The 25,757-nt window shown below is 59.2% G+C and carries 24 protein-coding genes; 9 read left to right on the top strand and 15 right to left on the bottom strand.

What is annotated here, in order from left to right; genetic code table 11:
• Positions 1 to 6 precede the first annotated feature (6 nt).
• Together pyrI and ridA are read left to right on the top strand one after the other, a co-directional pair.
• Positions 7 to 468 carry an aspartate carbamoyltransferase regulatory subunit gene (pyrI, locus tag ABLV54_RS00940; protein WP_002886927.1) on the top strand — a complete coding sequence of 154 codons (462 nt, stop codon included), beginning with the start codon at positions 7 to 9 and terminating at the stop codon, positions 466 to 468.
• Between the two features lie 153 nt (positions 469 to 621).
• The gene (ridA, locus tag ABLV54_RS00935) at positions 622 to 1,008 is read left to right on the top strand and encodes a 2-iminobutanoate/2-iminopropanoate deaminase (RefSeq protein WP_002886926.1); all 387 of its coding nucleotides are present in this window, start codon (positions 622 to 624) and stop codon (positions 1,006 to 1,008) included.
• A 73-nt stretch (positions 1,009 to 1,081) separates the two neighbouring features.
• Here the strand turns inward: ridA and mgtA are convergent, their stop codons facing one another.
• Positions 1,082 to 3,790, bottom strand: coding sequence for a magnesium-translocating P-type ATPase (gene mgtA, locus ABLV54_RS00930; RefSeq protein ID WP_023291764.1), 2,709 nt, complete (start codon positions 3,788 to 3,790; stop codon positions 1,082 to 1,084).
• 379 nt (positions 3,791 to 4,169) lie between these two features.
• Between mgtA and treR the strand changes: the two genes are divergently transcribed.
• The 5 genes from treR to nrdG all read left to right on the top strand — a co-directional run bounded on the left by treR (position 4,170) and on the right by nrdG (position 11,554).
• The gene (gene treR / locus ABLV54_RS00925; protein ID WP_004206520.1) at positions 4,170 to 5,117 is read left to right on the top strand and encodes a trehalose operon repressor TreR; all 948 of its coding nucleotides are present in this window, start codon (positions 4,170 to 4,172) and stop codon (positions 5,115 to 5,117) included.
• Between the two features lie 130 nt (positions 5,118 to 5,247).
• Complete coding sequence (gene treB / locus ABLV54_RS00920) at positions 5,248 to 6,666, top strand: PTS trehalose transporter subunit IIBC (protein ID WP_023291762.1); 1,419 nt, start codon at positions 5,248 to 5,250, stop codon at positions 6,664 to 6,666.
• A 51-nt stretch (positions 6,667 to 6,717) separates the two neighbouring features.
• Entirely contained in the window at positions 6,718 to 8,373 is a 1,656-nt protein-coding gene (treC, locus tag ABLV54_RS00915) for an alpha,alpha-phosphotrehalase (protein WP_050533675.1), read from the top strand.
• 385 nt (positions 8,374 to 8,758) lie between these two features.
• Positions 8,759 to 10,897 carry an anaerobic ribonucleoside-triphosphate reductase gene (gene nrdD / locus ABLV54_RS00910; protein ID WP_004206513.1) on the top strand — a complete coding sequence of 713 codons (2,139 nt, stop codon included), beginning with the start codon at positions 8,759 to 8,761 and terminating at the stop codon, positions 10,895 to 10,897.
• 192 nt (positions 10,898 to 11,089) lie between these two features.
• A complete protein-coding gene (gene nrdG, locus ABLV54_RS00905; RefSeq protein ID WP_050533674.1) occupies positions 11,090 to 11,554 on the top strand; it encodes an anaerobic ribonucleoside-triphosphate reductase-activating protein in 465 nt (154 codons plus the stop codon).
• Between the two features lie 3 nt (positions 11,555 to 11,557).
• On the opposite strand, the gene ABLV54_RS00900 is transcribed toward nrdG, so the two are convergent.
• The 14 genes from ABLV54_RS00900 to pmbA form a co-directional block, all read right to left on the bottom strand.
• Positions 11,558 to 11,842 (bottom strand): type II toxin-antitoxin system RelE/ParE family toxin, encoded by a 285-nt coding sequence (locus ABLV54_RS00900; RefSeq protein WP_050533673.1) that lies wholly within the window; start codon positions 11,840 to 11,842, stop codon positions 11,558 to 11,560.
• Positions 11,832 to 12,074 (bottom strand): type II toxin-antitoxin system RelB/DinJ family antitoxin, encoded by a 243-nt coding sequence (locus tag ABLV54_RS00895; protein ID WP_002886901.1) that lies wholly within the window; start codon positions 12,072 to 12,074, stop codon positions 11,832 to 11,834. Before ABLV54_RS00895 ends, ABLV54_RS00900 begins: the two co-directional genes overlap by 11 nt.
• 77 nt (positions 12,075 to 12,151) lie before the next feature.
• On the bottom strand, positions 12,152 to 14,062 hold the full coding sequence (locus tag ABLV54_RS00890) for a PRD domain-containing protein (RefSeq protein WP_050533672.1): 1,911 nt from the start codon (positions 14,060 to 14,062) through the stop codon (positions 12,152 to 12,154).
• Between the two features lie 22 nt (positions 14,063 to 14,084).
• Positions 14,085 to 15,236 (bottom strand): lactonase family protein, encoded by a 1,152-nt coding sequence (locus tag ABLV54_RS00885; RefSeq protein WP_050533671.1) that lies wholly within the window; start codon positions 15,234 to 15,236, stop codon positions 14,085 to 14,087.
• 66 nt (positions 15,237 to 15,302) lie between these two features.
• Positions 15,303 to 16,043, bottom strand: coding sequence for a KDGP aldolase family protein (locus ABLV54_RS00880; protein ID WP_004206507.1), 741 nt, complete (start codon positions 16,041 to 16,043; stop codon positions 15,303 to 15,305).
• Entirely contained in the window at positions 16,040 to 17,158 is a 1,119-nt protein-coding gene (locus tag ABLV54_RS00875; RefSeq protein ID WP_050533670.1) for a DgaE family pyridoxal phosphate-dependent ammonia lyase, read from the bottom strand. The genes ABLV54_RS00880 and ABLV54_RS00875 overlap by 4 nt, the downstream gene beginning before the upstream one ends.
• Positions 17,142 to 18,275: an amidohydrolase/deacetylase family metallohydrolase gene (locus tag ABLV54_RS00870; protein ID WP_348813511.1), complete on the bottom strand. Its 1,134-nt coding sequence runs from the start codon at positions 18,273 to 18,275 to the stop codon at positions 17,142 to 17,144. The genes ABLV54_RS00875 and ABLV54_RS00870 overlap by 17 nt, the downstream gene beginning before the upstream one ends.
• Before the next feature lie 112 nt (positions 18,276 to 18,387).
• Positions 18,388 to 19,032, bottom strand: coding sequence for a DUF4310 family protein (locus ABLV54_RS00865; RefSeq protein WP_004206504.1), 645 nt, complete (start codon positions 19,030 to 19,032; stop codon positions 18,388 to 18,390).
• 13 nt (positions 19,033 to 19,045) lie between these two features.
• The gene (locus ABLV54_RS00860) at positions 19,046 to 19,822 is read right to left on the bottom strand and encodes a DUF4311 domain-containing protein (RefSeq protein ID WP_002886897.1); all 777 of its coding nucleotides are present in this window, start codon (positions 19,820 to 19,822) and stop codon (positions 19,046 to 19,048) included.
• Between the two features lie 21 nt (positions 19,823 to 19,843).
• Positions 19,844 to 20,143, bottom strand: a complete 300-nt coding sequence (locus tag ABLV54_RS00855) for a DUF4312 family protein (protein WP_004206503.1) — start codon at positions 20,141 to 20,143, stop codon at positions 19,844 to 19,846.
• Positions 20,144 to 20,145: 2 nt separating this feature from the next.
• Positions 20,146 to 20,508: an SFCGS family glycine-rich protein gene (locus ABLV54_RS00850; protein ID WP_004206501.1), complete on the bottom strand. Its 363-nt coding sequence runs from the start codon at positions 20,506 to 20,508 to the stop codon at positions 20,146 to 20,148.
• Between the two features lie 10 nt (positions 20,509 to 20,518).
• Positions 20,519 to 20,857: a PRD domain-containing protein gene (locus ABLV54_RS00845; RefSeq protein WP_004206500.1), complete on the bottom strand. Its 339-nt coding sequence runs from the start codon at positions 20,855 to 20,857 to the stop codon at positions 20,519 to 20,521.
• A gap of 289 nt (positions 20,858 to 21,146) precedes the next feature.
• The gene (cybC, locus tag ABLV54_RS00840; RefSeq protein ID WP_002886893.1) at positions 21,147 to 21,533 is read right to left on the bottom strand and encodes a cytochrome b562; all 387 of its coding nucleotides are present in this window, start codon (positions 21,531 to 21,533) and stop codon (positions 21,147 to 21,149) included.
• A gap of 36 nt (positions 21,534 to 21,569) precedes the next feature.
• Positions 21,570 to 22,922: a metalloprotease PmbA gene (gene pmbA / locus ABLV54_RS00835; RefSeq protein ID WP_050533667.1), complete on the bottom strand. Its 1,353-nt coding sequence runs from the start codon at positions 22,920 to 22,922 to the stop codon at positions 21,570 to 21,572.
• 95 nt (positions 22,923 to 23,017) lie between these two features.
• On the opposite strand from pmbA, the gene yjgA reads away from it, so the two are divergent.
• Together yjgA and ABLV54_RS00825 are read left to right on the top strand one after the other, a co-directional pair.
• Positions 23,018 to 23,569 carry a ribosome biogenesis factor YjgA gene (gene yjgA, locus ABLV54_RS00830; protein ID WP_004206498.1) on the top strand — a complete coding sequence of 184 codons (552 nt, stop codon included), beginning with the start codon at positions 23,018 to 23,020 and terminating at the stop codon, positions 23,567 to 23,569.
• A gap of 969 nt (positions 23,570 to 24,538) precedes the next feature.
• Positions 24,539 to 25,747 (top strand): aldose 1-epimerase family protein, encoded by a 1,209-nt coding sequence (locus tag ABLV54_RS00825; protein ID WP_050533666.1) that lies wholly within the window; start codon positions 24,539 to 24,541, stop codon positions 25,745 to 25,747.
• The last annotated feature ends 10 nt before the right edge of the window (positions 25,748 to 25,757 follow it).

The following is a 25,757-nucleotide window of genomic DNA, read 5'->3' as shown; positions in this document are numbered from 1 at the left end:
TGAGAGATGACACACGACAATAAACTGCAGGTAGAAGCGATCAAACGCGGCACCGTGATCGACCACATTCCGGCGCAGGTCGGCTTTAAGCTGCTCACCCTGTTCAAACTGACCGAAACCGACCAGCGCATCACCATCGGCCTGAACCTGCCCTCCGGCGAGATGGGCCGCAAAGATTTGATTAAAATCGAGAACACCTTCCTGACCGACGAGCAGGTTAACCAGCTGTCGCTGTACGCCCCGCAGGCGACGGTAAACCGCATTGATGATTACGAAGTGGTGGGCAAATCCCGCCCGAGCCTGCCGGATCGCATCGACAGCGTGCTGGTCTGCCCGAACAGCAACTGTATCAGCCACGCCGAACCGGTTTCTTCCAGTTTTGCAGTGAAAAAACGCGCTGATGACATCGCACTCAAATGTAAATACTGCGAAAAAGAGTTTTCTCATTATGTGGTGCTGGCCAACTAAATGCGGTTGGTATTGGTGGTAGGCCTCCCTATAATGGCTACCACCCTACGCTTCGTCCTTCAGGCGGCGTCTGCGCCCGGCGGCACAGCGCTTACCGCCTGGCGGCCACCTGAATGATTTTGCGTAACATTACTCAGTTCATCTGGAGATAACATGAGCAAAACTATTGCGACGGAAAATGCACCAGCAGCGATTGGCCCCTACGTTCAGGGCGTTGACCTGGGCAGCATGATCATCACCTCTGGCCAGATCCCGGTCGACCCGAAAACCGGCAGCGTTCCGGAAGACGTATCCGCGCAGGCGCGCCAGTCGCTGAACAACGTGAAAGCCATCGTTGAAGCCGCAGGCCTCACCGTCGGCGATATCGTCAAGACCACCGTTTTCGTCAAAGATCTCAACGATTTCGCTACCGTTAACGCCACATACGAAGCGTTCTTCACCGAGCACAACGCCACCTTCCCGGCGCGCTCCTGCGTTGAAGTGGCGCGTCTGCCGAAAGACGTGAAGATCGAGATCGAAGCCATCGCCGTACGCCGCTGATCGCGAACCCCGGCATGAAAAAAGGCAGCCCGCAGGCTGCCTTTTTTACGGGGGTCATCCGCAAACCTTCCCCTCACTGCCAGCCGTAGCGGCGGCTGTAAAAGCCTTTGACCGTTTGGGTCAGCACCATATAGCCCGCCAGGATCGCCACCAGCCATGGGAAGTAGCTCAGCGGCAGGGCCTGCAGCTGCAGATAGCCCGCCAGCGGCGAGAACGGCAGCGCGATCCCCACCGCCATCACCACCAGGGTCATGGCGAACAGCGGCCAGGCGGCGCGGCTCTGGACGAACGGAATGCGCCGGGTGCGGATCATGTGCACGATCAGCGTTTGCGACAGCAGCCCTTCAATAAACCAGCCGGACTGGAACAGGGTCTGCATCTCCACGGTATTGGCGTGGAACACCCACCACATCAGGCCGAAGGTGAGGATGTCGAAAATCGAGCTGATCGGGCCGAAGAAGACCATAAAGCGTCCGAGGTCGGCCGGGTTCCAGCGCTGCGGCTTGCGGATCTGTTCATCGTCTACATTATCGAACGGGATCGCCACCTGGGAGACATCGTACAGCAGGTTCTGAATCAACAGGTGCAGCGGCAGCATCGGCAGAAACGGCAGGAAGGCGCTGGCCACCAGCACGCTGAAGACATTGCCGAAGTTGGAGCTGGCGGTCATTTTGATGTACTTAAGCATGTTGGCGAAGGTGCGGCGGCCTTCGATCACCCCCTCCTCCAGCACCATCAGGCTCTTCTCCAGCAGAATGATATCCGCCGCCTCGCGGGCGATATCCACCGCGCCGTCGACCGAGATGCCGATGTCCGCCGCGCGCAGCGCCGGGGCGTCGTTGATGCCGTCGCCCATGAAGCCCACCACGTGGCCTTCGCGTTTCAGCAGCGTCACGATGCGCTCCTTATGCAGCGGCGCCAGGCGGGCGAAGAGCGTGGTGCGTTTCGCCAGCGCCGCCAGCTCGTCGTCGCTCATGGCTTCAATCTGGCTGCCAATCACCACTTCGCCGGCATCCAGCCCCACTTCATGGCACACCTTCGCCGCCACCAGCTCGCTGTCGCCGGTGAGGATCTTCACCGTGATGCCGCTGGCTTTTAACGCTTTCAGCGCCGGGGCGGTGGTCTCTTTCGGCGGATCGAGGAAGGCGATGTAGCCTTCAAGGATCAGGTCCGACTCATCGGCGCGCTGGTAGTCGCCTTCGCGGGCCGGCAGGTACTTGGTCGCCACCGCCACCACCCGCAGCCCTTGCCGGTTGAGGGTGTCAGTGACCCGGCGAATGCGGCGCAGCATGGTGTCGTCCAGCGGCACGATATCGCCGTTGTAGCGCACCTGGGTTGAGACGTTGAGGATCTCCTGCAGCGCCCCTTTGCAGATCAGCTGATGCGCGGCGTCCTCCTCTTTCACCACCACCGACATGCGGCGGCGTTCGAAATCGAAGGGGATCTCATCCACTTTCTGCCAGCGCGCCGCCAGCCCGCGGGCGGCCTCCAGCTCAACGCCCTCCAGCACCGCGGTGTCGAGCAGATTTTTCAACCCGGTCTGGTAGTGGCTGTTCAGCCAGGCGGCATGCAGTACGCGCTCGCTGACCTTGCCGGAGACGTCGGTATGGTTCTCCAGCACAATCTTATCCTGAGTCAGGGTGCCGGTTTTATCGGTGCAGAGGATGTCCATCGCGCCAAAGTTCTGAATGGCGTCGAGGTGCTTCACGATGACCTTTTGCTTCGACAGCTTTACCGCCCCGCGCGCCAGCGTCGAGGTGACGATCATCGGCAGCATCTCCGGCGTCAGGCCGACCGCCACCGACAGCGCGAACAGCGCCGCCTCCCACCAGTCGCCTTTGGTGTAGCCATTGATCAGCAGCACCACCGGGGCCATCACCAGCATAAAGCGGATCAGCAGCATACTCACCCGGCTGATGCCTTTCTGGAAGGCGTTCGGCTCGCTCTCCTGCTCGCTGACGCGGCCGGCCAGTTGACCAAACCAGGTGTGGCCGCCGGTGGCGAAGACGATGGCCTGCGCCGAGCCGCTCACCACGTTGGTGCCCATAAAGCACAGGGTGTCGCACTCCAGCGGGTTCTGCTGCAGCGGATCGCGGCTGCGGGCCACTTTCTCCACCGGCAGCGATTCGCCGGTCAGCGAGGCCTGGGCGACGAACAGATCCCGCGCCTGCAGGATACGCAGGTCCGCCGGGATCATATCCCCCGCCGACAGCCGGATGATGTCGCCCGGCACCAGCTGGTCGATAGGCAGCTCCAGCCAGCGGCTCTCCCCCTGCTCGTTGACCACCCGCAGCACGGTGGCGGTATTGCTCACCATCGCCTTCAGCGCATCCGCCGCTTTGGTCGAGCGCGCCTCCTGGATGAAGTTGAGCAGCGTCGAGATCCCCACCATCAGGGCGATCACCCCGGCGGCGAACAGATCTTCGGTGGAATAGGAGACGATACCCAGCACCGTCAACAGCAGATTGAACGGGTTGCGATAGCAGGTCCACAGATGCACCCACCACGGCGAGGGCTTCTGCGCCGGGATCTGGTTGTCGCCGTGTTTAAGGATTTTCGCCGCCACTTCGCCTTCATTGAGCCCTTCAGGGTGGCTGTCAAAGGCGCGCCAGATCTCCTGGTCGTCCATCGCCGCCACGTCCAGGCACTGTTTGCCCAGCGACTCAGGAATGGGGCCGCTCGCCAGATGGCGGGCGTCCGGCAGCGGATCGCGCTGGACTAAACGGCGTGGCAGATGGCGGCTAAGCTGTGCGAACAGCTGCCGGGTATAATTTTTCAGCATAAACAGTCCCTCCGCGCTCGCGCAAGCGAACGCAGCGTTGCCGACGGGCGTAGCAAAACCTACCTGTCAGGCATGTTATTTTTATGGCAGGGACATCAAGGACGTCACTGCTTTACGCTTTCCGGTAAAGCAGTGTTAAACAGGCTTACCGGAAAGAAAGGTTGCTCCATCGAGGATGAGGAGTGGGATCGGGGTCCATAACTATCTCCGGTAAGTTAATTTAAACGGCGCGGATTATAGCGCCCTCGTTGAGGATTGTGTGGCAATAATGGCGATGATAAACCCGCGCAACTAAACCGAACGTAAACCAGACTTTGCTCATTGCGGTTTGGTTGAGTAGCATTAGGCTCACTTCTACCCACCCTGACGAGAATTCCGCATGCAGAACCGGCTGACCATCAAAGATATCGCGCGCTTAAGCGGCGTAGGGAAATCAACGGTATCCCGCGTCCTCAACAACGAGAGCGGGGTCAGCGAACGGACCCGCGAGCGCGTCGAAGCGGTGATGCAGCAGCACGGTTTCTCGCCCTCCCGCTCCGCCCGCGCCATGCGCGGCCAGAGCGATAAAGTGGTGGCGATTATCGTCACCCGTCTCGATTCGCTGTCGGAAAACCTCGCCGTGCAGACCATGCTGCCCGCCTTTTATGAGCAGGGTTACGACCCGATTATGATGGAGAGTCAGTTCTCCCCTGGGCTGGTGGAGGAGCATCTCGGCATGCTCGCCCGGCGTAATATTGACGGCGTGGTGCTGTTCGGTTTTACCGGCATCGACGAGGCGATGCTCGCTCCCTGGCGCGACACCCTGGTGCTGATGGCCCGCGACGCCCCCGGCTTCGCCTCGGTGTGCTATGACGACGAGGGGGCCATCACGCTGCTGATGCAGCGGCTCTACGAGCGCGGACATCGCCACATCAGCTTCCTTGGCGTACCGCACAGCGACGTCACCACCGGCGAACGCCGCCATCTCGCCTACCTCGCCTTCTGTAAAAAGCATCGCCTGACGCCCACCGCCGCCCTGCCAGGGCTGGGCATGAAGCAGGGGTATGACACCGTCGCCAGCGTGCTGACGGCCGAGACCAGCGCCCTGGTCTGCGCCACCGATACCCTCGCCCTCGGCGCCAGCAAATATCTCCAGCAGCAGGGCCGCGATGCGCTGCAGCTCGCCAGCGTCGGCAGCACGCCGCTGATGAAGTTTCTCCACCCGGAAATATTGACCGTCGATCCTGGCTATGCCGAGTCCGGACGCCGGGCCGCCCGGCAGCTGATCGAGCAGATCGCCGGCAGCGTCGATCCCCGCCAGATCGTGATTCCCGCCGCCCTCAATTAATCTCGTTCGGGCGATTTATGTGATCGTCGCCGGGTTTCGGGAACGTTCCCATTTTGCAAATCAAGCGGAACGGTTAGGATGCCCTCAAGGTAAAAACGGCATCTCTCCCCTCTGTTTTTGAGGCTTCATCATGAGCAAAGTAAACCAGCAGGACATCGATAAACTGATCGAACTGGTGGGCGGGCGCGGCAATATCGCCACCGTCAGCCACTGTATTACCCGTTTGCGCTTTGTGCTGAACGACCCGGCCATCGCCAGACCAAAAGAGATTGAGCAGCTGCGCATGGTGAAGGGATGCTTCACTAACGCCGGTCAGTTCCAGGTGGTCATCGGCACCGAGGTGGGTGATTACTACAAGGCCCTGCTGGCGACCACCGGTCAGACTTCCGCCGATAAAGAGCAGGTCAAACAGGCCGCGCGGCAAAATATGAAGTGGCATGAACAGCTGATCTCGCACTTCGCCGAGATCTTCTTCCCGCTGCTGCCGGCACTGATCAGCGGCGGTCTGATCCTTGGTTTCCGCAACGTCATCGGCGACTTACCCATGAGCAATGGCCAGACGCTGGCCCAGATGCACCCGTCGCTGAAAACCATCTATGACTTCCTGTGGCTGATTGGCGAGGCGATCTTCTTCTATCTGCCGGTGGGGATCTGCTGGTCGGCGGTGAAGAAGATGGGCGGTACGCCGATCCTCGGGATCGTCCTGGGCGTGACCCTGGTGTCCCCGCAGCTGATGAACGCCTATCTCCTCGGCCAGCAGGTGCCGGAGGTGTGGAACTTCGGCCTGTTTACCATTGCTAAAGTCGGCTACCAGGCGCAGGTCATCCCGGCCCTGCTGGCGGGCCTGACCTTAGGCTTTATCGAGACGCGCCTCAAGCGCATTGTGCCTGACTACCTCTATCTGGTCATTGTGCCGGTCTGCTCGCTGATCCTCGCGGTATTCCTCGCGCACGCCATTATCGGTCCGTTCGGCCGCCTGATCGGCGACGGCGTGGCCTTCGCAGTGCGCCATCTGTTAACCGGCAGCTTCGCGCCGATCGGCGCCGCGCTGTTTGGCTTCCTCTACGCGCCGCTGGTGATTACCGGCGTCCATCAGACCACCCTCGCCATCGATATGCAGATGATCCAGAGCATGGGCGGGACCCCGGTGTGGCCGCTGATTGCGCTGTCCAACATTGCCCAGGCGTCGGCGGTGGTCGGCATCATCATCGCCAGCCGCAAGCAGAATGAACGTGAAATCTCAGTACCGGCGGCGATCTCCGCCTATCTCGGGGTCACCGAGCCGGCAATGTACGGTATCAACCTGAAGTACCGCTTCCCGATGCTGTGCGCAATGATCGGCTCCGGCCTCGCCGGCCTGCTGTGCGGCCTGAACGGCGTGCTGGCGAACGGCATCGGCGTCGGCGGCCTGCCGGGGATCCTCTCCATCCAGCCGAGCTACTGGCAGGTGTACGCCATGGCGATGGCCATCGCGGTGGTGGTGCCGATTATCCTCACCACCGTGGTGTATCAGCGCAAGTACCGTCAGGGCACCTTGCAGATTGTCTAACTTCTTCTTTCGGGGCGCCTTTGGCGCCCCTCGTTGCAGCAGGAAAGTACTATGAATCATCTCCCCCACTGGTGGCAAAACGGCGTTATTTATCAAATCTATCCGAAGAGTTTTCAGGATACCACCGGCAGCGGCACCGGCGACCTGCGCGGCGTCACCTCCCGCCTCGACTATCTGCAAAAGCTTGGGGTCGACGCCATCTGGCTGACGCCGTTCTACGTTTCACCGCAGGTGGATAACGGCTACGACGTGGCAAACTACACCGCCATCGATCCCTCCTACGGCACGATGGACGATTTTGACGCCCTGGTGGCGGAAGCGAAGGCCCGCGGGATCCGCATCGTGCTGGATATGGTGCTGAACCATACCTCGACCGAACACGAGTGGTTCCGTCAGTCGCTGAATAAGGAGAGCCCCTACCGTCAGTTCTATATTTGGCGCGACGGCGAACCGGACGCCCTGCCGAACAACTGGCGCTCCAAGTTTGGCGGCAACGCCTGGCAGTGGCATGCCGACAGCGGTCAGTATTATCTGCACCTGTTCGCCATTGAGCAGGCGGATCTCAACTGGGAGAACCCGGCGGTGCGCGCCGAGCTGAAAAAGGTCTGCGAATTCTGGGCCGACCGCGGCGTCGACGGCCTGCGCCTCGACGTGGTCAACCTGATCTCGAAAGATCAGGCCTTTCCCGGCGATGCGGACGGGGATGGCCGCCGCTTCTACACCGACGGCCCGCGGGTGCATGAGTTCCTGCAGGAGATGAGCCGCGATGTCTTCAAGCCGCGTCATCTGATGACCGTCGGCGAGATGTCTTCCACCTCGCTGGAACACTGCCAGCAGTACGCCGCGCTGGACGGCCGCGAGCTGTCGATGACCTTTAACTTCCACCATTTAAAAGTCGATTATCCCGGTGGGGAGAAGTGGACCCTCGCCCGCCCGGACTATGTGGCGCTGAAGGCGCTGTTCCGCCACTGGCAGCAGGGGATGCACAACCGGGCGTGGAACGCGCTGTTCTGGTGTAATCACGATCAGCCGCGCATCGTCTCGCGCTTTGGCGACGAAGGCGAGTACCGGGTGCCGGCGGCGAAGATGCTGGCGATGGTGCTGCACGGCATGCAGGGCACGCCCTATATTTATCAGGGCGAAGAGATCGGTATGACCAATCCGCACTTCAACAGCATCAGCGATTATCGCGACGTCGAGAGCCACAATATGTTTATCGAACGTGCGGCGCAGGGGCAAAGCCCGGACGAACTGCTGGCAATCCTTGCCAGCAAGTCGCGCGACAACAGCCGCACGCCGATGCCGTGGCACGCCGGCGAGAACGGTGGCTTCAGCGACGGTGAGCCGTGGATCGGCCTTGGCGATAACTACCGGGAGATCAACGTCGAGGCGGCGCTGGCGGACCCCGATTCGGTGTTTTATGCCTATCAGCAGCTGATTACGCTGCGTAAAACCCTGCCGCTGCTGACCTGGGGTGATTATCAGGATCTCCTGCCTGACCATCCGTCGCTGTGGTGCTATCGCCGTCAGTGGCAGGGACAAACGCTGGTGGTCGCCGCCAACCTGAGCCGCGACCTGCAGACCTGGCAGCCAGAGGAGGCCCCAGGCGACTGGAAGATGATTATCAGCAACTATGCCGAGACCACGCCCCGCCCGACCGGGCTGACGCTGCGGCCGTTCGAAGCGGTATGGTGGCTGCAGGCGTAAGGTATCCCCTCCCCTCCCGAGATGAGAAGGTCATGCCTGGCGCCGGTGGCGAACGCCAGGCATTTTTGCTTATTTTCCAGCCAGATAAATTTACATTTATCGCCAGCGCCCATCATCCGTACTCTCACCTTTTTACCTTGTTCTGGGTCAATAAAATCGCAAACATCTTTGATGCAAATCACTACATATAGAACTTAAAATGCGTCCCGGCCCTACATGTTGTATTAATCGTCTATTATGTCACCATATCTTGTCGATGTCTGGCGGTGATGAGATGTGGATAAAACGGGCCGGATCTGAAGGCAAACAGCACGAGCCGTAGCGCGCAGCGCCTTCGGGATAACCTCCGCCTCTGTGGATAACCTGTTCTATATATGGAGTGATCATGACACCGCATGTGATGAAACGTGATGGCTGTAAAGTGCCGTTCAAGTCAGAGCGCATTCAGGAAGCAATTCTTCGTGCAGCTAAAGCAGCGGGAGTCGATGACGCAGACTATTGCGCCACCGTCGCAGAAGTCGTTAGCCAACAAATGCAGGGCCGCGCCCAGGTCGACATCAATGAGATCCAGACCGCGGTGGAAAACCAGCTGATGTCCGGCCCCTATAAGCAGCTGGCGCGCGCCTATATTGAGTATCGCCATGACCGCGATAGCCAGCGTGAGAAGCGCGGCCGCCTCAATCAGGAGATCCGCGGTCTCGTCGAGCAGACCAACTCCGCGCTGCTCAACGAAAACGCCAACAAGGACAGTAAAGTCATCCCGACCCAGCGCGACCTGCTGGCCGGTATCGTCGCCAAGCACTACGCCCGGCAGCACCTGCTGCCTCACGATGTGGTGATGGCCCACGAACGCGGCATGATCCACTATCATGACCTCGATTACTCGCCCTTTTTCCCGATGTTTAACTGCATGCTGATCGACCTGAAAGGCATGCTGACCCAGGGCTTTAAGATGGGCAACGCGGAGATCGAGCCGCCGAAGTCTATCTCTACCGCCACCGCGGTGACAGCGCAGATCATCGCCCAGGTCGCCAGCCATATTTACGGCGGCACCACTATTAACCGCATCGATGAAGTGCTGGCGCCGTTCGTCAGCGAAAGCTTTAACAAGCATCGCAAAATCGCCGAAGAGTGGCAGATCCCGGATGCCGAAGGCTATGCCCGCGCCCGTACCGAAAAAGAGTGCTACGACGCCTTCCAGTCGCTGGAGTATGAGGTTAACACGCTGCATACCGCCAACGGCCAGACGCCGTTCGTCACCTTCGGGTTCGGCCTCGGCACCAGCTGGGAATCGCGGCTGATCCAGCAGTCGATTCTGCGTAACCGCATTGCCGGCCTCGGTAAAAACCGTAAGACCGCGGTGTTCCCGAAACTGGTGTTCGCGATCCGTGACGGCCTGAACCATAAGTTCGGCGATCCGAACTACGACATCAAACAGCTGGCGCTGGAGTGCGCCAGCAAGCGCATGTACCCGGATATCCTCAACTACGACCAGGTGGTGAAGGTTACCGGGTCGTTTAAAACGCCGATGGGCTGCCGCAGCTTCCTCGGGGTGTGGGAAAACGAGAACGGCGAGCAGGTGCACGATGGGCGCAATAACCTCGGCGTTATCAGCCTCAACCTGCCGCGCATCGCCCTGGAAGCGAAAGGCGACGAAGCCGCCTTCTGGGCGCTGCTGGACGAGCGCCTGCAGCTGGCGCGCAAAGCGCTGATGACCCGTATTGCCCGCCTGGAAGGGGTAAAAGCGCGCGTGGCGCCGATCCTCTATATGGAAGGGGCCTGCGGCGTGCGACTGAAAGCCGACGACGACGTCTCCGAGATTTTCAAAAACGGCCGGGCGTCGATTTCGCTGGGCTATATCGGTATCCATGAAACCATCAATGCACTGTACGGCAATCAGCACATGTACGACAGCGAGGCGCTGCGCGAGAAGGGTGTGGCCATCGTCCAGCGCCTGCGCGACGCCGTCGATTTGTGGAAGGAAGAGACCGGCTACGGCTTTAGCTTGTACAGCACGCCGAGCGAAAACCTGTGCGATCGCTTCTGCCGTCTCGATACCGCCGAGTTTGGCGTGGTGGAAGGGGTAACCGACAAAGGTTACTACACCAACAGCTTCCACCTCGACGTGGAGAAGAAGGTCAACCCGTACGACAAGATCGATTTTGAAGCGCCGTATCCGCCGCTGGCCAACGGGGGCTTCATTTGCTACGGCGAATACCCGAACATCCAGCACAACCTGAAGGCGCTGGAGGACGTGTGGGATTACAGCTATCAGCATGTGCCGTATTACGGAACCAATACGCCGATCGATGAATGCTACGAGTGTGGTTTCACCGGCGAGTTCGAGTGCACCAGCAAGGGTTTTACCTGCCCGAAATGCGGTAACCACGACGCCTCCCGCGTTTCCGTTACCCGCCGGGTGTGCGGCTACCTCGGTAGCCCGGACGCGCGTCCGTTCAACGCCGGCAAGCAGGAAGAAGTGAAGCGCCGCGTGAAGCACCTGGGCAATGGGCAGATCGGTTAAAGAACAATGCGCTTTTCCCGGATAGCGGCGCGCAGCGACGCCGGGAAATGGCCGCACTCCTCCGTTTTCGCAAAGCAAATAACGTCAGAGCAAGGCGGCAAACGAGGGAATCCCCGGGAGCGTACATTCAGTACGTGACTGGGGCGAGCGAGCGCAGCCAACGCCGCTATGGCGTTAATTGAGAAGCGAAAAATGAATTACCATCAGTACTACCCGGTAGATATTGTCAACGGCCCCGGCACCCGCTGCACCCTGTTTGTCTCCGGCTGCGTCCACGAGTGCCCAGGCTGCTACAACAAAAGCACCTGGCGGGTGAACTCCGGTATGCCGTTTACCGCTGAGATGGCCGACCGCATCATCGCCGACCTCAACGACACCCGCATCAAGCGCCAGGGGATTTCGCTCTCCGGCGGCGATCCGCTGCATCCACAGAACGTCGCGGAGATCTTAAAGCTGGTTCAGCGCGTGCGCGCCGAATGCCCCGGCAAAGATATCTGGGTCTGGACCGGCTATAAGCTGGAAGAGCTGAATGAGGCGCAGATGCAGGTGGTGAACCTGATCAACGTGCTGGTCGACGGTAAGTTTGTGCAGGATTTAAAAGACCCGGCGCTGATCTGGCGCGGCAGCAGCAACCAGGTCGTGCATCATTTGCGATAGCGTTTAGAGCCGTTTATTCGCCTGATGATAAACGGCCGCTTTCTCTCTTTTGCCAATGGCAATAACGTAAACCACCACCACACTATCTCGTACTTGATACACCAGCCGATAACCTGACGCCTTAAGCTTGATTTTGTCGCAATCCGGCAAATCGCTCAGCCTGGCCGACTCAATTCGCGGATTCTGCACAATCTGCTGGAGCTTATTTTTGAACTGTTTTTTGACCGTCTCGCCAAGCTTCTGCCATTCGCGCCAGGCTCGTGGATCAAACTCCAGTTCATAGGTCATCCAGACTCACCTTAACCCCCGGCCGTGGGTTTTCCAGCCGCTCGCGAACGGTGCGTAACAACGCCGCTTCGCCATCGCTGATGGTCATACTTTTCACCGGCATGCGGCCATTTTCCGCAATGTATTGAAACAGCAGGCGTACCGCCTCCGTTGGCGTCATATCGAGTTTCTCCAGCACGGCATAAGCCTCTTTTTTGAGTTTATCATCCAGTCGAACGTTGAGCGTGGCCATTATGCCTCCAGAAAGGGATATTTTGTAATGCATTATAGCATTACATTTGAATTACACTCGAATCTGGAAAACGCCTCTCAAAACCGGCTGACGCATTCCATCGCCACCGTTTTAAACTCATCGAAGCTGCGGGTCGTGGCGAGGCGGCTCATGGCGCGCTCGCGCAGGAAAGTCACGAAAATATCGTAGATCGCCATCGCCTCTTCATACTCGCGCTTGCTGATAGCGAGCAGGAAGATGATATGGGCGGTTTCGTCCCCCCAGGCGATGCCCTGCGGGGCAATAACGGTATAGACCACCGTCTTTTTCGCCAGCAGACCCAGGGAGTGCGGCAGCGCAATACCGTCGCCGAGCATGGTGCTGACGATCGCTTCACGCTCCACCACCGAAGCATGAAACTCCGCATCGACGAAGCCTTCCTCCAGCAGCTGCTGACACAGTCCGGCAAACAGCGTTTGCTGATCCATCGGCGTGTCGATCACCCGGAAATGGGCGGCATCGAAGTACTTATTCAGCATCCACGGACGGGTGCGGTCCACCAGCACCAGCTTGCCGATCTGATCCAGTTGATAGTCAGTGGGGAACGGCGCGATGGTCACTACCGGCTTGTCTTTTTCGCTGATCCGCACCGTGGAGATAACAAAATCCGCCTCGATCGCGTCCCGCTGTTCGTACTCGCGCTGGGAAATAGTGGCGGCGATCTCCAGCTGCGGATATTTGCGCTGCAGGATCGCCTCAATCATCCGCACCATCGCATTGCTGGTATCACACACCAGCAGCACCTGCGGCTGACGCTGGTAGCCGATGTTGTAGTGGCGCTCCAGCCCGACGCCGATATGCAGCACCAGAAAACCGATTTCGTTTTCGCTAATGGTATAAGGCGTGTATTTGCCCCAGCTGGAGACCGCGGCGAGGGTCATATCCCAGGCCATCGGGTAGTGCTGTTTGATGTTATCCAGCAGCGGATTGGGGATCATGATCTGGTAGCGTACGCGGGTGATCATGGTCTTTATGTGGGTCAGCAGATCGGCGTGCAGCTGGGCATCGTCCAGCAGATTGTAGTTATACTGGCTGTTGATGTAGCGCAGGATGTAGTTGACCAGCGCTTCGTCATCGTCGGCGCTGATGGTTTCCGGGTCCACGTCCTGTACCTGACGGGCGGCGATATGCACGCACAGCCACTCTTCTTCCGCGGGTGATAAAGGTTTACCGGCCAGCCGCTGCAGTTCGCCCGCCAGATCGCGCGCGGCATCACGGACGTTCTGCGCCACATCTTCAGCACTGAAATCCGCCAGCGGGTAGCCTTCGCTGACGCGGCGCACCACCACCGCCCCGTACAGGCAGATAAAGCGCTCGCCGACGTCGGTGAGGCGAATATGGTGCCGGGTGAGCGTCTCCTGCAGCACGGGCTCCAGCAGCGCTGGCACCTCCGCGGCAAAGGCCTCGGCGCCGATCGGCGGCGCGATACCGCCCTGCTGGGCCAGCTCCCACAGCAGGTCGGTGAGGCAGGCGCGAACCGATACCTCGCTGCCAAACAGCTTCATACCGTGGCGCGGGCGGGTTTCAAGGGTGAGCTGATAGCGCTGGAAGCGCTCGCGCACCTCGACCATATCGTTCTGCAGCGTGGCGCGGCTGACGAACCACTCATCCGCCAGGTCTTCCAGCTTGATGGAGAACGCCGACGTCAGAAAACGCACCAGCAGAAACGTGATGCGATCCTGGGCGGTACGCGGGACATGCTGCGCCTTCGGCGACGCCTCCTCCAGTGTCTGAAAGCTCGCCGGGTTATCAATTTTCAGCTGATAACCGCTGCCGCGGTTGAGGATAAACTGCGCGCCATACTGCGCCAGTAGCGCATTCAGGGCGGTAATATCGGCGCGCACGGTACGGGTGGAAACCGACAGGCGTTGCGCCAGCTCATCCTGCGGCAGCGTTTCATTCCGCAGCAGGGTGAAGAGTTGCGCTAAGCGTTGGTTGGGAAATCGCATGTCAGTTCCTTGTGGTTACGGCTCAGGGTTGGGCGGATATCACCATCTGCGATGGGCTGCCGACCGGCGTGTAGTCTGAGACAAAGGTCAATTTGCCATCCTTCGGCGCCACGCTGAAGCGGGTAATATTATCGCTACGCTGGTTCATGACGTACAGCCACTGCCCCTGAGTATCCAGGGTCAGCGTGCGGGGGTAATCTCCGCGCGTCCAGATATCCTCCTGGTGGCTCAGGCGGCCATCGGCCTGCACCGTAAAGTGGGCGATGCTGTTATGCAGACGGTTGGCGACGTACAGCTGTTTGCCGTCGTTGCTCAGCGCCAGACCGGCGGCAAAGCTGGTGCCCTTATACTCTTTCGGCAGCGCGGAGACGGTTTTGCCTTCGCGCAGCAGGCCGCTTTGCTTATCCAGATGATAGAAGGTCAGCGTCGACGCTTCTTCGTTAATCAGCCACAGGCCGTCGCCCTTTGGCGTAAAGACGAAGTGGCGCGGGCCGGCGCCCGGCGACGAAGCGGCGATAAACGGCGGATCGTTCGGCGTCAGCTTGCCGCTGGCGCTATCCAGCCGGTACTGATAGATCCGATCCAGCCCCAGATCGGTAGAGTAAACGTATTTTCCGCTGGGATCGGCGGCGATCATATGGGCGTGCGGGCCATTGTGATCGCTGATGGCGAAACTGCCCTCGACGGCCGCCGCCGGGCGTTCGGCCCCTGCCGGGCCTTCATCCTGATGCCTGTCCACCGCCTCACCCAGGCTACCGTCTTCTTTCACCGGTAGCACGGCGATGCTGCCGCTGACGTAGTTGGCCACCAGCAGCTGTTTACCGTTCGGCGTCAGGGAGAGATAAACCGGCCCGGCGCCGCCGGAGGCGACCTGATTGAGTGCGGTCAGCTCGCCGTTCTTCTCAATGCGCCACGCCTGCACCACGCCTTTCTCCACCTCGCTGGCGGCATACAGCGTCTTGCCATCGCGCGAGACGGTCAGCTGCGCGGCGTTCGGCAACGAGCTCACCAGCGTCCTGTCACGTAGCGCGCCGGTTTGGCTATCAACGGTAAAGCGGTACAGACCTTCGCCATTGGGATTATAGGTGCCTACCCAGGCATAGTGAGTTTGCGCGGCGGCGGCGGCGGCAAACAGGGACAGTGAAGCGACAAGCAGATGACGAGCGACAGGCATAGCAACTCCTTGATGGTTCAGTGGGATAAGCTGCCCCTCACCCTTTGAGGGTGAGGGGCAAGGGCACTACTTCACTAACTGTTTGGTCATCTCCAGCAGCTGGCGAACATCGGCCGGGCGGGTGTTGCCGCTGGCCTTATCGATAATCGAGCTGTAGATATGCGGGATGATTTTGCTCACCCCGGCATCGAGGGCGATCTTGAGGATCTCGCTGTAGTTTTCCAGATCGATACCGCCGGTCGGCTCCAGCCAGAAATCGTGCGCGGCGCAGGCTTTGGCCACCGCCTCGAACTCGTCGCGGTGCTTCAGGCCGCCCATCGGGAAGTATTTGATGGAGCTGCCGCCCATATCTTTTAACAGCGCGATGGCGGTTTCCAGCGGCACAATCCCATCCGCCGCGCCGCTGCTCAGCGGGCCGGTGGAGATCTTCACCATACCCGGGGTGCCGGTGGGCGAGACCAGGCCGTTGACCACCGTCTCGTTCTGCCCGAGCAGCGCGCGGCTGGTGGCCACGCCGGTGAAGACCTGATTGACGTGCTGCGGCTGCACCTGGCGCGAAATCTCGCTCACCATCGCCGACTGATTCGGATCCCCTGCGCCCAGCCCGACGGAGAGGGCGTTATCAATCAGCTTCGCGTAGTCGCGCATATCGGCCACCGCGCTGGCGACGTCCGGGTAGTTTTTGGAGAGCACGCCGACCAGGACATGACCTTCCGCCGCGTCGTAGATTTCCCGGGCGTTGTCTTTACTACCCGCCAGGACGTTCAGGCACACGCGGTCACGGTAAAAGTTTGGGGTCAGTTTCATGCTTGTTTTTCCTTGTTCAGAACTTCCGCGATACGGCGGGCGACTACCGCCAGCTGCTGGGCGTCAACGCTGCGGACATCGGCTTCGATAATGCCTTCATTCGCTTTATAGCCGCGGAAGTAGATGGCGTATTCGCCCTGCTTCAGCGCGTTAACCAGATCGCCGGTCTTCACGCCGGTCACCGCTTCGTCGAATTTGATTTCGGCGCGGGCGATATCGCGGCCGGCGCTGTCCCATACCACGCGGGCAGTGACGCCGTTGAGGATATTGAGCTGTTCGATAAACGGCGTCATCTTCGCCACCATCTCTTCACCGCTCTCTTTGCTTGCCGTCAGGTAGTGTTCAATGGCGCAGGTCAGGCCGAGGATCCCCTCTTTACCCACTTTCATCGCCCGGCCAATCCCCATCGACTGGCGTTTAACCCACTCGACGTACTGCGTTTTGCCGATCACCAGCCCGCTGGTCGGCCCTTCAATCGCTTTCGCGCCGCTGTAGATCACCAGGTCGGCGCCCATGCGGTAGTAGCCCTGCAGATCTTCCTCCGCCGCCGCGTCGACGATCAGCGGTAAATGATGCTGACGCGCCACTTCCGCGGCCTGCGCCACGTTGAGCATGCTTTTCTGCACGCAGTGGTGGGATTTGATGTAGAGGATCGCCGCGGTGCGCGGGGTGATCGCCGCCGCCAGCTGTTCGGCAGAGCATTCGTTGGCGTAGCCCGCTTCCACCAGCCTGCCGCCGCCCAGCGCCACCATGGTGCCGACCGGCGCGCCGAAGTTGACGTTGTGGCCCTTCGGCAGGACGATTTCGTTATGCTCTATCGGCGTGACGTGCAGGTTCTCCAGCAGCCAGTCGCTGTCTTTCACCAGCACCGCCGCCACCGACTGGGCAATCCCTGCCGAGGCGCAGGAGACCACGGTCGCCCCTTCCACGTCCAACAGCCTGGCGATGTACTCGCCGGTTTTATTCACCAGATCTTTCATTTCAAAGTACTGGTTCATGCCGGCCATCGCGGCGTCCACCACTTCCGGACGCGGCGTGGAAACGCCCAGCGCCGTCATCCGGCCGGAAGTGTTAATAACTTGTTTTAAATGGTATTTTTCAAAAATCGAAGGCATGTTCCGCGCTCCCTTGTTCGGTCAGATAGCCTTTGCCCGCGCGGATCGCGGCCAGCGGCACCAGAATGTTGTCTGCCTGGAGGCTCTCTTTTTCGGCATCCACCAGCAGCGTTGGCTGGCGCTCCAGGCGAAATAGCGTTAGATCGGCGTCGAAACCCACTTCCAGCCGCCCTTTACGCGACAGGCGCAGCCCCTCGGCGGCGCTGACGGTCACGCAGTCAATCACCTGCGGCAGGGTCATGCCGATAGCGAGGAATTTCGACATCACCAGCGCCAGCGAACGTACCGGGCCGTCGATGCGGTTGCGGCAGTAAATATCCGAGCTGATGGTGTGCGGCAGAATGCCCAGCGCAATCGCCCGGCGCGCCACTTCAAAGCTGAAGCTGGCGGTACCGTGGCCGACGTCAAGGCGCACGCCGCGGTGCAGGGCGCGGGTAATCGAACTGCGCAGTTCGCCGGCAGGATTCAGAATGCGGTTCGGCTTGCCGTTATAGCAGTGGGTAATGATGTCGCCGCGACTCAACAGCTCGGCAATTTCATCGAGGTTCGGCGGATTATTGCCGATGTGTACCATCAGCGGCAGATCGCCGTTTTCCTGCTGCATAGTCTTGGCGCGCGCCAGCGGCGTAATGCCGTTTTCCCCCACCACGCTGCTGCTCATCCGCGCCTTCAGGCCGACGATAAAGTCGGGATGGCGCTGCACCGCCTGCTTCACCGCCTCGGCGTCGATATTGGCCATAATGGCCAGTTCGTTCTGGGCAATCAGCCCGACGCGGGAAATATTGAGCAGGACATAGACTTCCGTCACCGCTTTGCGGGTTAACTGGTAGAAGTCGTCCACATCGTCGGCGCCGGTGCTGCCAGCATCAATCACGGTGGTGACGCCGGTGGCGATGCCGACGCTGTCCGGCTCATCGTGATATATCGGCGAATTCGGGTAGCAGTGAACGTGGGAGTCAATCCAGCCGGCGCTGACGTAGCTGTTGCCCTGCAGATCGATGGTTTTACGGGAGGGCGCGCTAATCTCGCCCAGCGCCGCGATTTTCCCGTCCTGAATGGCGATATCAGTCAGGGTATCGTCGACGAGGCGCGCGCGGCGCAGGAGTAAATCAAACATAGCTATCTCCTGATGAAAGAGTGAATCTGTTGCCGGATGGCGGCGTACCGCCTTATCCGGCCTACACATCGCGCTGACCTGTAGGCCCGATAAGCGCCGCGCCATCGGGCGATTAGCTAATCGCCACCGGGAAGATCGAGCCAAGGATCATCGCGCCGAGGATGGCGCCACCGGTGATCGGTTTCTGCCAGATGTAGAACAGCAGTGCGCCAACCAGCGAGCCGATCCCGATAGGAATCGAGGCGGTCATTGCGCTGAGGATAATCAACGGCCCCAGGAAGCGGCCGGAGGCGTTACCTGCGCCCATCATCACGTCGGCGCCGTAGGTGGAGTCACTCTGGTTGATGGTGAACTTACGCGCCAGAATGATGATGTAGCCCACCGCCAGGCCGAGGATCAGGCCGGTTGCCAGCGAGGCGGCGAAGTTCGCCACCGGGAAGACAAAGCCCGCGCCGAGCAGCAGCGCCGGGACGCCAAGACCGATCCCGGTCTGAATAGCGCCGCCGATATCGAGGATCCCCACCAGCGACCCTTCGATGATGCGGGCGAACAGGAAGCTGGCGCCAAACGCCGCCACCGCGCCGTAAACGCCGGTATCAATCCCCGACTTCAGCATCGCCACGAAGGCGACTTCGTTAAAGGCGCCGATGCCGTACAGGTAGTACATGTGGGTCCCGGCGAAGACGCCGGAGGAGAGCAGGCCAACGAAGATCGGGAACGACCAGTCGGCATACCAAAAACCTTTATTCTGTTCCATTATCAGGCTCCCGTTATTTGCCGCTGAGTGAGTTGTGGATCATGTCCAGCCAGTTCGGCACGGTCAGATGGAAGGATTCGATCATCTTCATGTCGAAGCCGCGGAAGAAGCCGCTGAGGACGAACAGGGCGACAATGGCCACCATCATCACTTTGGTGACCCGGTTCCAGCCGCTCTCTTCAACGCCTTTGCCGATCAGAATACCCAGCACCAGCCCCGGTACGGCGTTGCCCATAATCAGCTGCGCCGCGCCGCCGAAGATGGTCGCCCAGAAGCCTGATTTTTTACCGGCGTCGATCGCCGCCAGCCAGAAGATCACCGGCATCACGGTGTTCACCAGCAGGTTTGCCGCCGGTACCAGTACCTTAACCGCGGTCACCTGCAGCGCTTCCGGTACGGACGAGGCGGTAAGGTTGAGGAAGGCGACGACAATCATGCCGATGATGCCGCAGGAGATGGCCATTTTTTTCGGATCGTGCAGCGTTTCGCCGACGTTACGATTTTTCAGCATCAGCGCCGCCGCGCCCCAGTTGGGGATAATGCGGTGGTCAACATCCTGGGTGAAGGAGCCTGCAGCAACGGAAGAGGCCCAGGCGTTAAAGAAGAAACCGAGGCCAAAGGAGAAGTGGGAAGCCGGATCGCCCTCACAGGAGTTCAGCTCGCCCAGGGTTCGAAACGCCCCCATCCCCTGGGTGGTAGGGGCATGAAACATGCGTGCCGCTCCGGCGCCCACGCCGACGCCGACCAGGCCGCCGATGATAAGCGATTTTATTAAAATTATCAGGAACATAGTCAGACCCTTTGCTAACAATCAGGTTTGCGTGACGAAATCCACTTTATCGAGATCGATGGCGGTCACGTTGACGGTGACGTCCAGCTCCACGCTGTAGGTCCGTCGTTCACGGCGCAAAAAGAAAAACAGGAAGGCCTCTTTTCGTACCGCTTCGCGCGCATGAACAACCGTCACGTCCTGTGGCTCAATACGCAGCAGAATGTGCGATGAGGTTTTCATCACCGCAGCCTGCACATGGTTCAGGGCATCGGCGAAGGCCCGTGATTTGCTTTCGCCTTTGCCGGCAACCCTCACCGTGGTGGTGAATTGCTCTTTCATACTTATGCGCCGTATTTCTTTTTCCAGGCTTCTACCAGGCGCTCACCCAGCTCTTCTTTATCCATAAAGCCGAAGCCCAGCACGTTGCAGCCTTCGTTGATGGCGGTGACGCCCTCTTCAACAGAACGCATGCCGTATTTCGCTTTGTAGCCGTATTTGGTCTGGGCGGTGATGGCGCCGGCGCCGCCGCTGCCGCAGAAGGAGATGCCGAAGGTGGCGTTTTCCGCTTTCATCATGTCACCAAGCTTCATGTCGGCAGCAACGCCAGGGACGACCACTGCGCGTGCGCCGGCTTTCTCTGCGCCTGCGGCGACCTTTTGGCCTTTACCCAGACGGTCGCCAATAACTACGGTGATTTGTTCCATGTTTTGCTCCTTACAGGTTTTCTTTTGCGACTTCGAAGTGGACGGAGAGCAGCCAGGCCTCTTCATCGGGCAGGTTGCCGAACTGCGCGACCACTTCGCGGGCCAACGTCATTGAATCTGGTGAAATCTCTTCGAACAGGCTGGCATCCACTTCCGGCAGCGGTTCGCCGCTGATTGACCGGTGGGCCATCGCCCGCACGTGGGAAGTCAGCATTTGCTCCTGAACGTCGTTAGGGACGATGCCGTGACGGCTTAACAGGGCAAAAACCTGCTGCAGCATCTTGTCAGCCAGGCGTTCGGTCTGCGCTGCCTGCTCCCCTACGTCGTGTATTACCGCTCCGTTATTCACTTCTGATACCCCGCTGATGTCTCTGGGAATCAAAGTAGCGCCGGGGGGTGGGAGTTTGTAGCGAGTTGTTTTCCACTTCGAAGTGGAAAGGGAGACGGCAGGCGTGATCGACACCACATATTCACTGGAAAAATGAAAAAACAGCAATTATGGCGTGAGACGTATCACAACAATGCGCGCGAATGAGCCGCCCGCGGCTGCGGAAAGGGCGGAAAAAGAAAAGGGAAAAATGTGATACAGGTAGGTTTTCAGGCGGGAGACATCGGCTGATGCCTCCCGAAAAGAACAGTTAGCGGTACTTCTTATGGTAGGTGTTGCGGGTGGTTTTAAACTCCTCCGCGGCGGCCTGCGCCTCTTTCACCTTGCCTTCATTCGCCAGCTTCAGCGCGCCGTCGATCTGGCCGATCAGAATATCCAGACCGTGACGGTAATCTTTCATCTCAGCGCTGTCGGCCGCTTTGCCTTCCAGCTTCGGCGGGGTCTCTTTCTGGGCATCAACCGCGGCGGTACGCATCTTATTCAGCGCCGCTTTCAGCTCGCCGGCGTCAGAGGTTTTCTGTACCACTTGCAGGTTTTCTGCCAGAGTGTCCATGTCTTCGCCCAGGTCGGCGAAGGCCGACGCTGAACCGAGCGCAAAAGCAGAGACAGCCAGCATCGCTAACAGTTTTTTACGCATTGCTCACTTCCTTTTTATTATTTAAGCAAACAGGTGTTATTGTCCGGCGATTTTCATCTCCGGCAGCAGCACAGAACCACACTGAATGTTGCTGCGCGTTTCAATATCATCGCCAATGGTCACGATATTACGCCACATTTCTTTCAGATTTCCTGCAATGGTGATCTCACTGACAGGATATTGAATTTCGCCATTTTCTACCCAGAAGCCGGATGCGCCGCGTGAGTAGTCGCCAGTGACGCCACTGACACCCTGCCCCATCAGTTCGGTAACCACAAGACCGGTGCCCATCTCTTTAAGCATCTTTGCAAAACTCAGGCCGCGGCCGTTGATGCGCCAGTTATGGATGCCCCCGGCGTGGCCGGTGCTTTTCATCCCCAGCTTGCGGGCGGAGTAGTTGGTCAGCAGCCACTGGGTCAGCACGCCGTCTTTGACGATATCGCGACGCTCGGTGCGCACGCCTTCGCTGTCGAACGGCGTGGAGGCCAGTCCTTTACGCAGGTGCGGATGCTCTTCAATGGTCAGCCACTCCGGCAAAATTTGTTTGCCCAGCGAATCGAGCAGGAAGGTGGATTTGCGGTATACCGAACCACCGGCAATCGCTCCGACCAGGTGGCCAAACAGCCCGGTCGCCACTTCATTGGCGAAAATCACCGGCGCCTTCATGGTCGACAGCTTACGCGGCGCCAGGCGCGACAGGGTGCGGCGGGCGCACTCTTCCCCGACCCATTCCGGGGACTGCAGATCCTCGATCGCCCGGCCAATGGTATAGGCGTAGTCGCGTTCCATATCGCCGTCATCTTCCGCAATGACGCAGCTGGAAAGGGAGTGGCGAGTCGAACAGTAGCTCTGCAGCATGCCATGGCTGTTGCCGAACACTTTGATGCCGTAGTGGCTGTTAAAGCTGCCGCCTTCGGTGTTGGTGATGCGTTTATCGGCCTTCAGCGCCGCTTGCTCCGCGCGGGCGGCCAGTTCAATGGCGTCGTCCGGGGAGACCTCCGCCGGGTGGAACAGGTCCAGATCCGGAGCGTCAAAGGCCAGCAGCTCTTTATCGGCCACACCGGCAAACGGGTCCGGGGAGGTATAGCGCGCGATATCCAACGCCGCCTGCACGGTACGGGCGATGGCGTCCGGGCTGAGATCGGTGGAAGAGGCGCTGCCCTTGCGGTTCTGGTGGTAAACCGTGATGCCTAACGCCCCATCGCTATTGAATTCTACATTCTCCACTTCGCCATAGCGGGTGCTGACGCCGATGCCTGTCGTTTTGCTGACGGAGACTTCTGCGCCATCGGATTTACCTGCCGCCAGTTCCAGCGCCGTGGTCACGGCCTCTTCCAGCGTCTTACGTTGCTGGGCAACTTGAGAGATCACTTTCATTGCTAATGCCATAATGTAAGAAGGAGTTAACTGAAGTCTAACAGAGAACCGTTTTTCAGTGCGCGCCTTAACTGGTAACATTAGCCTCTTTTTTTAAGGAGCCTGAGATGACAAAGCAGCCCGAAGACTGGCTCGACGACGTTCCCGGTGATGATATCGAGGATGAAGACGATGAAATTATCTGGGTCAGTAAGAGTGAAATTAAGCGCGACGCTGAAGAACTGAAGCGTCTTGGCGCTGAACTCGTTGACCTGGGGAAAAACGCGCTGGATAAAATTCCGCTGGATACTGACCTGCGCGACGCCATCGAACTCGCCCAGCGAATCAAAAAAGAGGGTCGCCGCCGCCAGCTGCAGCTTATCGGTAAGATGCTGCGCAATCGCGATGTCGATCCGATTCGTCAGGCGCTGGATAAGCTAAAAAACCGCCACAACCAGCAGGTTGCGCTGTTCCACAAGCTGGAGCAGATTCGTGACCGACTGATTGACGACGGGGATGACGCCGTAGCTGAAGTGCTGAACCTGTGGCCAGATGCTGACCGTCAGCAGCTGCGTTCCCTGATCCGCAATGCGAAGAAAGAGAAAGAAGGCAACAAACCGCCGAAATCCGCGCGCCTGATCTTCCAGTATCTGCGCGAACTGGCGGAAAACGAAGGCTAATTCCCGTCGCTTTTGCCGCACAAGTCACCCGGATGGCGGCGCGCTGCGCCTTATCCGGGCTACTCCGCTTTTTCTGGGGGTGGCTACGCCTTATCCGGCCTACGGAAGGCTGCTGAACCTGAGTTATCAAACAGTTGCTCAACTCCGCAGGCCCGCGCAAGCGCCGCGCCGCCGGGCAGGCTGTATCCAACGCCGTTCCCGTCGTTGTGCCGGATGGCGGCTACGCCTTATCCGGCCTACGGAAGGCTGCTGAACCTGAGTTATCAAACAGTTGCTCAACTCTGTAGGCCCGCGCAAGCGCAGCGCCGCCGGGCAGGCTGTATCCAACGCTATTCCCCTCGTTTTGCCGGATGGCGGCTACGCCTTATCCGGCCTACGGAAGGCTGCTGAACCTGAGTTATCAAACAGTTGCTCAACTCTGTAGGCCCGCGCAAGCGCAGCGCCGCCGGGCAGGCTGTATCCAACGCTATTCCCCTCGTTTTGCCGGATGGCGGCTACGCCTTATCCGGCCTACGGAAGGCTGCTGAACCTGAGTTATCAAACAGTTGTTCAACTCCGCAGGCCCGCGCAAGCGCCTCGCCGCGCCGTCGGGCAGGCTGTATCCGGCGCGTTCCCGTCGTTGTGCCGGATGGCGGCTACGCCTTATCCGGCCCACCTTCCCCTTCTTCAACGCAAGCATCGCGCCAGCAGGGGGTTCCCGCTGCATCTCCTGAGTCCCCCTAATCCGCACAACGATACTTTTGTTTATTGCCTCAACACCGCTGAATCGTTAAAGCTAAAAGCAATGCAGATCACATATTGTGGTGATAATTAATCAAGTCTTAGCACAATAATACGACACTTATCGCATTTAACATCTTCAAAACGGCCACTTTCTCACCAGGTGAGGCGCTTCACATTTTAATCACCCCCATGCCGGTAGATTTCACACGTCAATGACACAATCGATTCAGCAAAAAGGGAATAAAAATGAAAAAGACATTGGTTCTGACGGCTATCGCTCTGCTGGTTTCTGGCTCCGCCGCGGCAAAAACATGGGTGCTGACGAGTGCTGAAGAGGGCATGGATAAAGGAAACTGGCAGATCAGCAGCGATCAGCTGAAGGTGAAAGACCATACGTTCAGCATTGAGCAGAAAGTCCTGCACGGCGGCAAGCAGGAAGGCAGCAAAATCCTCACCATTCGCAGTAAAGACGGCCTGACTATCACCCTCAGCCCGACGCGCGGCATGAACTTGCTGCGAGTGGAAGGCTTCGGCAGCCGGATGGGTTGGGATTCGCCGGTCAAAGAGGTTGTTAACCCGGCGTTTATCAACCTGGAGAGTCGCAACGGGCTCGGCTGGCTGGAAGGGTTCAACGAGATGATGGTCCGCTGCGGCTATGAGTGGACCGGCCATCCGGTGACCGCGGACGGGCAAATTTATACCCTGCACGGCAAGGCAGGCAACACGCCGGCCTCTCTGGTGGAGGTTGAGGTGGCCGACAGCGCGCCGTATGAAATTCGCGTCCGCGGGCTGGTGAAAGAGAGCACCTTCAAAAAAGCCGATCTGCAAACCATGACCGAGCTGCGCTATATCCCGGGCAGCAACAGCTTCAGCCTGCACGATGTCTTAACCAATCACGCCGACTATCCGCATGATTACCAGATCATCTACCACAGCAACTTCGGCACCCCGATCCTGGAAGAAGGCGCGCGTTTCCTCGCCCCGATGTCCAGCATCAGCCCGTTCAATGATTACGCTAAGAGCGGATTAAAAACCTGGCAAACCTATCAGGGGCCGACCAAAGACTTTGACGAGATGGTGTTTAATATTCAGCCGCTGGCCGATGAAAATCACCAGACGCTGGCCGCCGTGGTCAACAAAGCGGGCGATAAAGGAGCCTCCATTCAGTTCGACACCCGCCAGCTGCCGGTCCTGACGCTGTGGAAAAACACCGACACCGTCAAACAGGGCTATGTCACCGGTATCGAGCCGGGGACCAGCTACGCCTATCCGGTGACCATTGAACGCGAGCAAAAACGCGTAAAACAGCTGCAGCCGGGCGCCAGCGCGCAGTTTGATCTGACCTACACTCTGCTGCATGACAGTGCCCAGGTGGCCGCCGTCGAGCAGAAAATCGCGCAGATTCAGGGCGACAATAAAGTGGCGGAGAACGACACGCCGATCGCCAAAGAGTAAAAATACCCCA

The sequence above is a fragment of the Klebsiella sp. JB_Kp042 genome (assembly GCF_040065275.1).
Classification (GTDB): domain Bacteria; phylum Pseudomonadota; class Gammaproteobacteria; order Enterobacterales; family Enterobacteriaceae; genus Klebsiella; species Klebsiella quasipneumoniae.
This window is presented reverse-complemented; position numbering and strand designations above follow the sequence as displayed.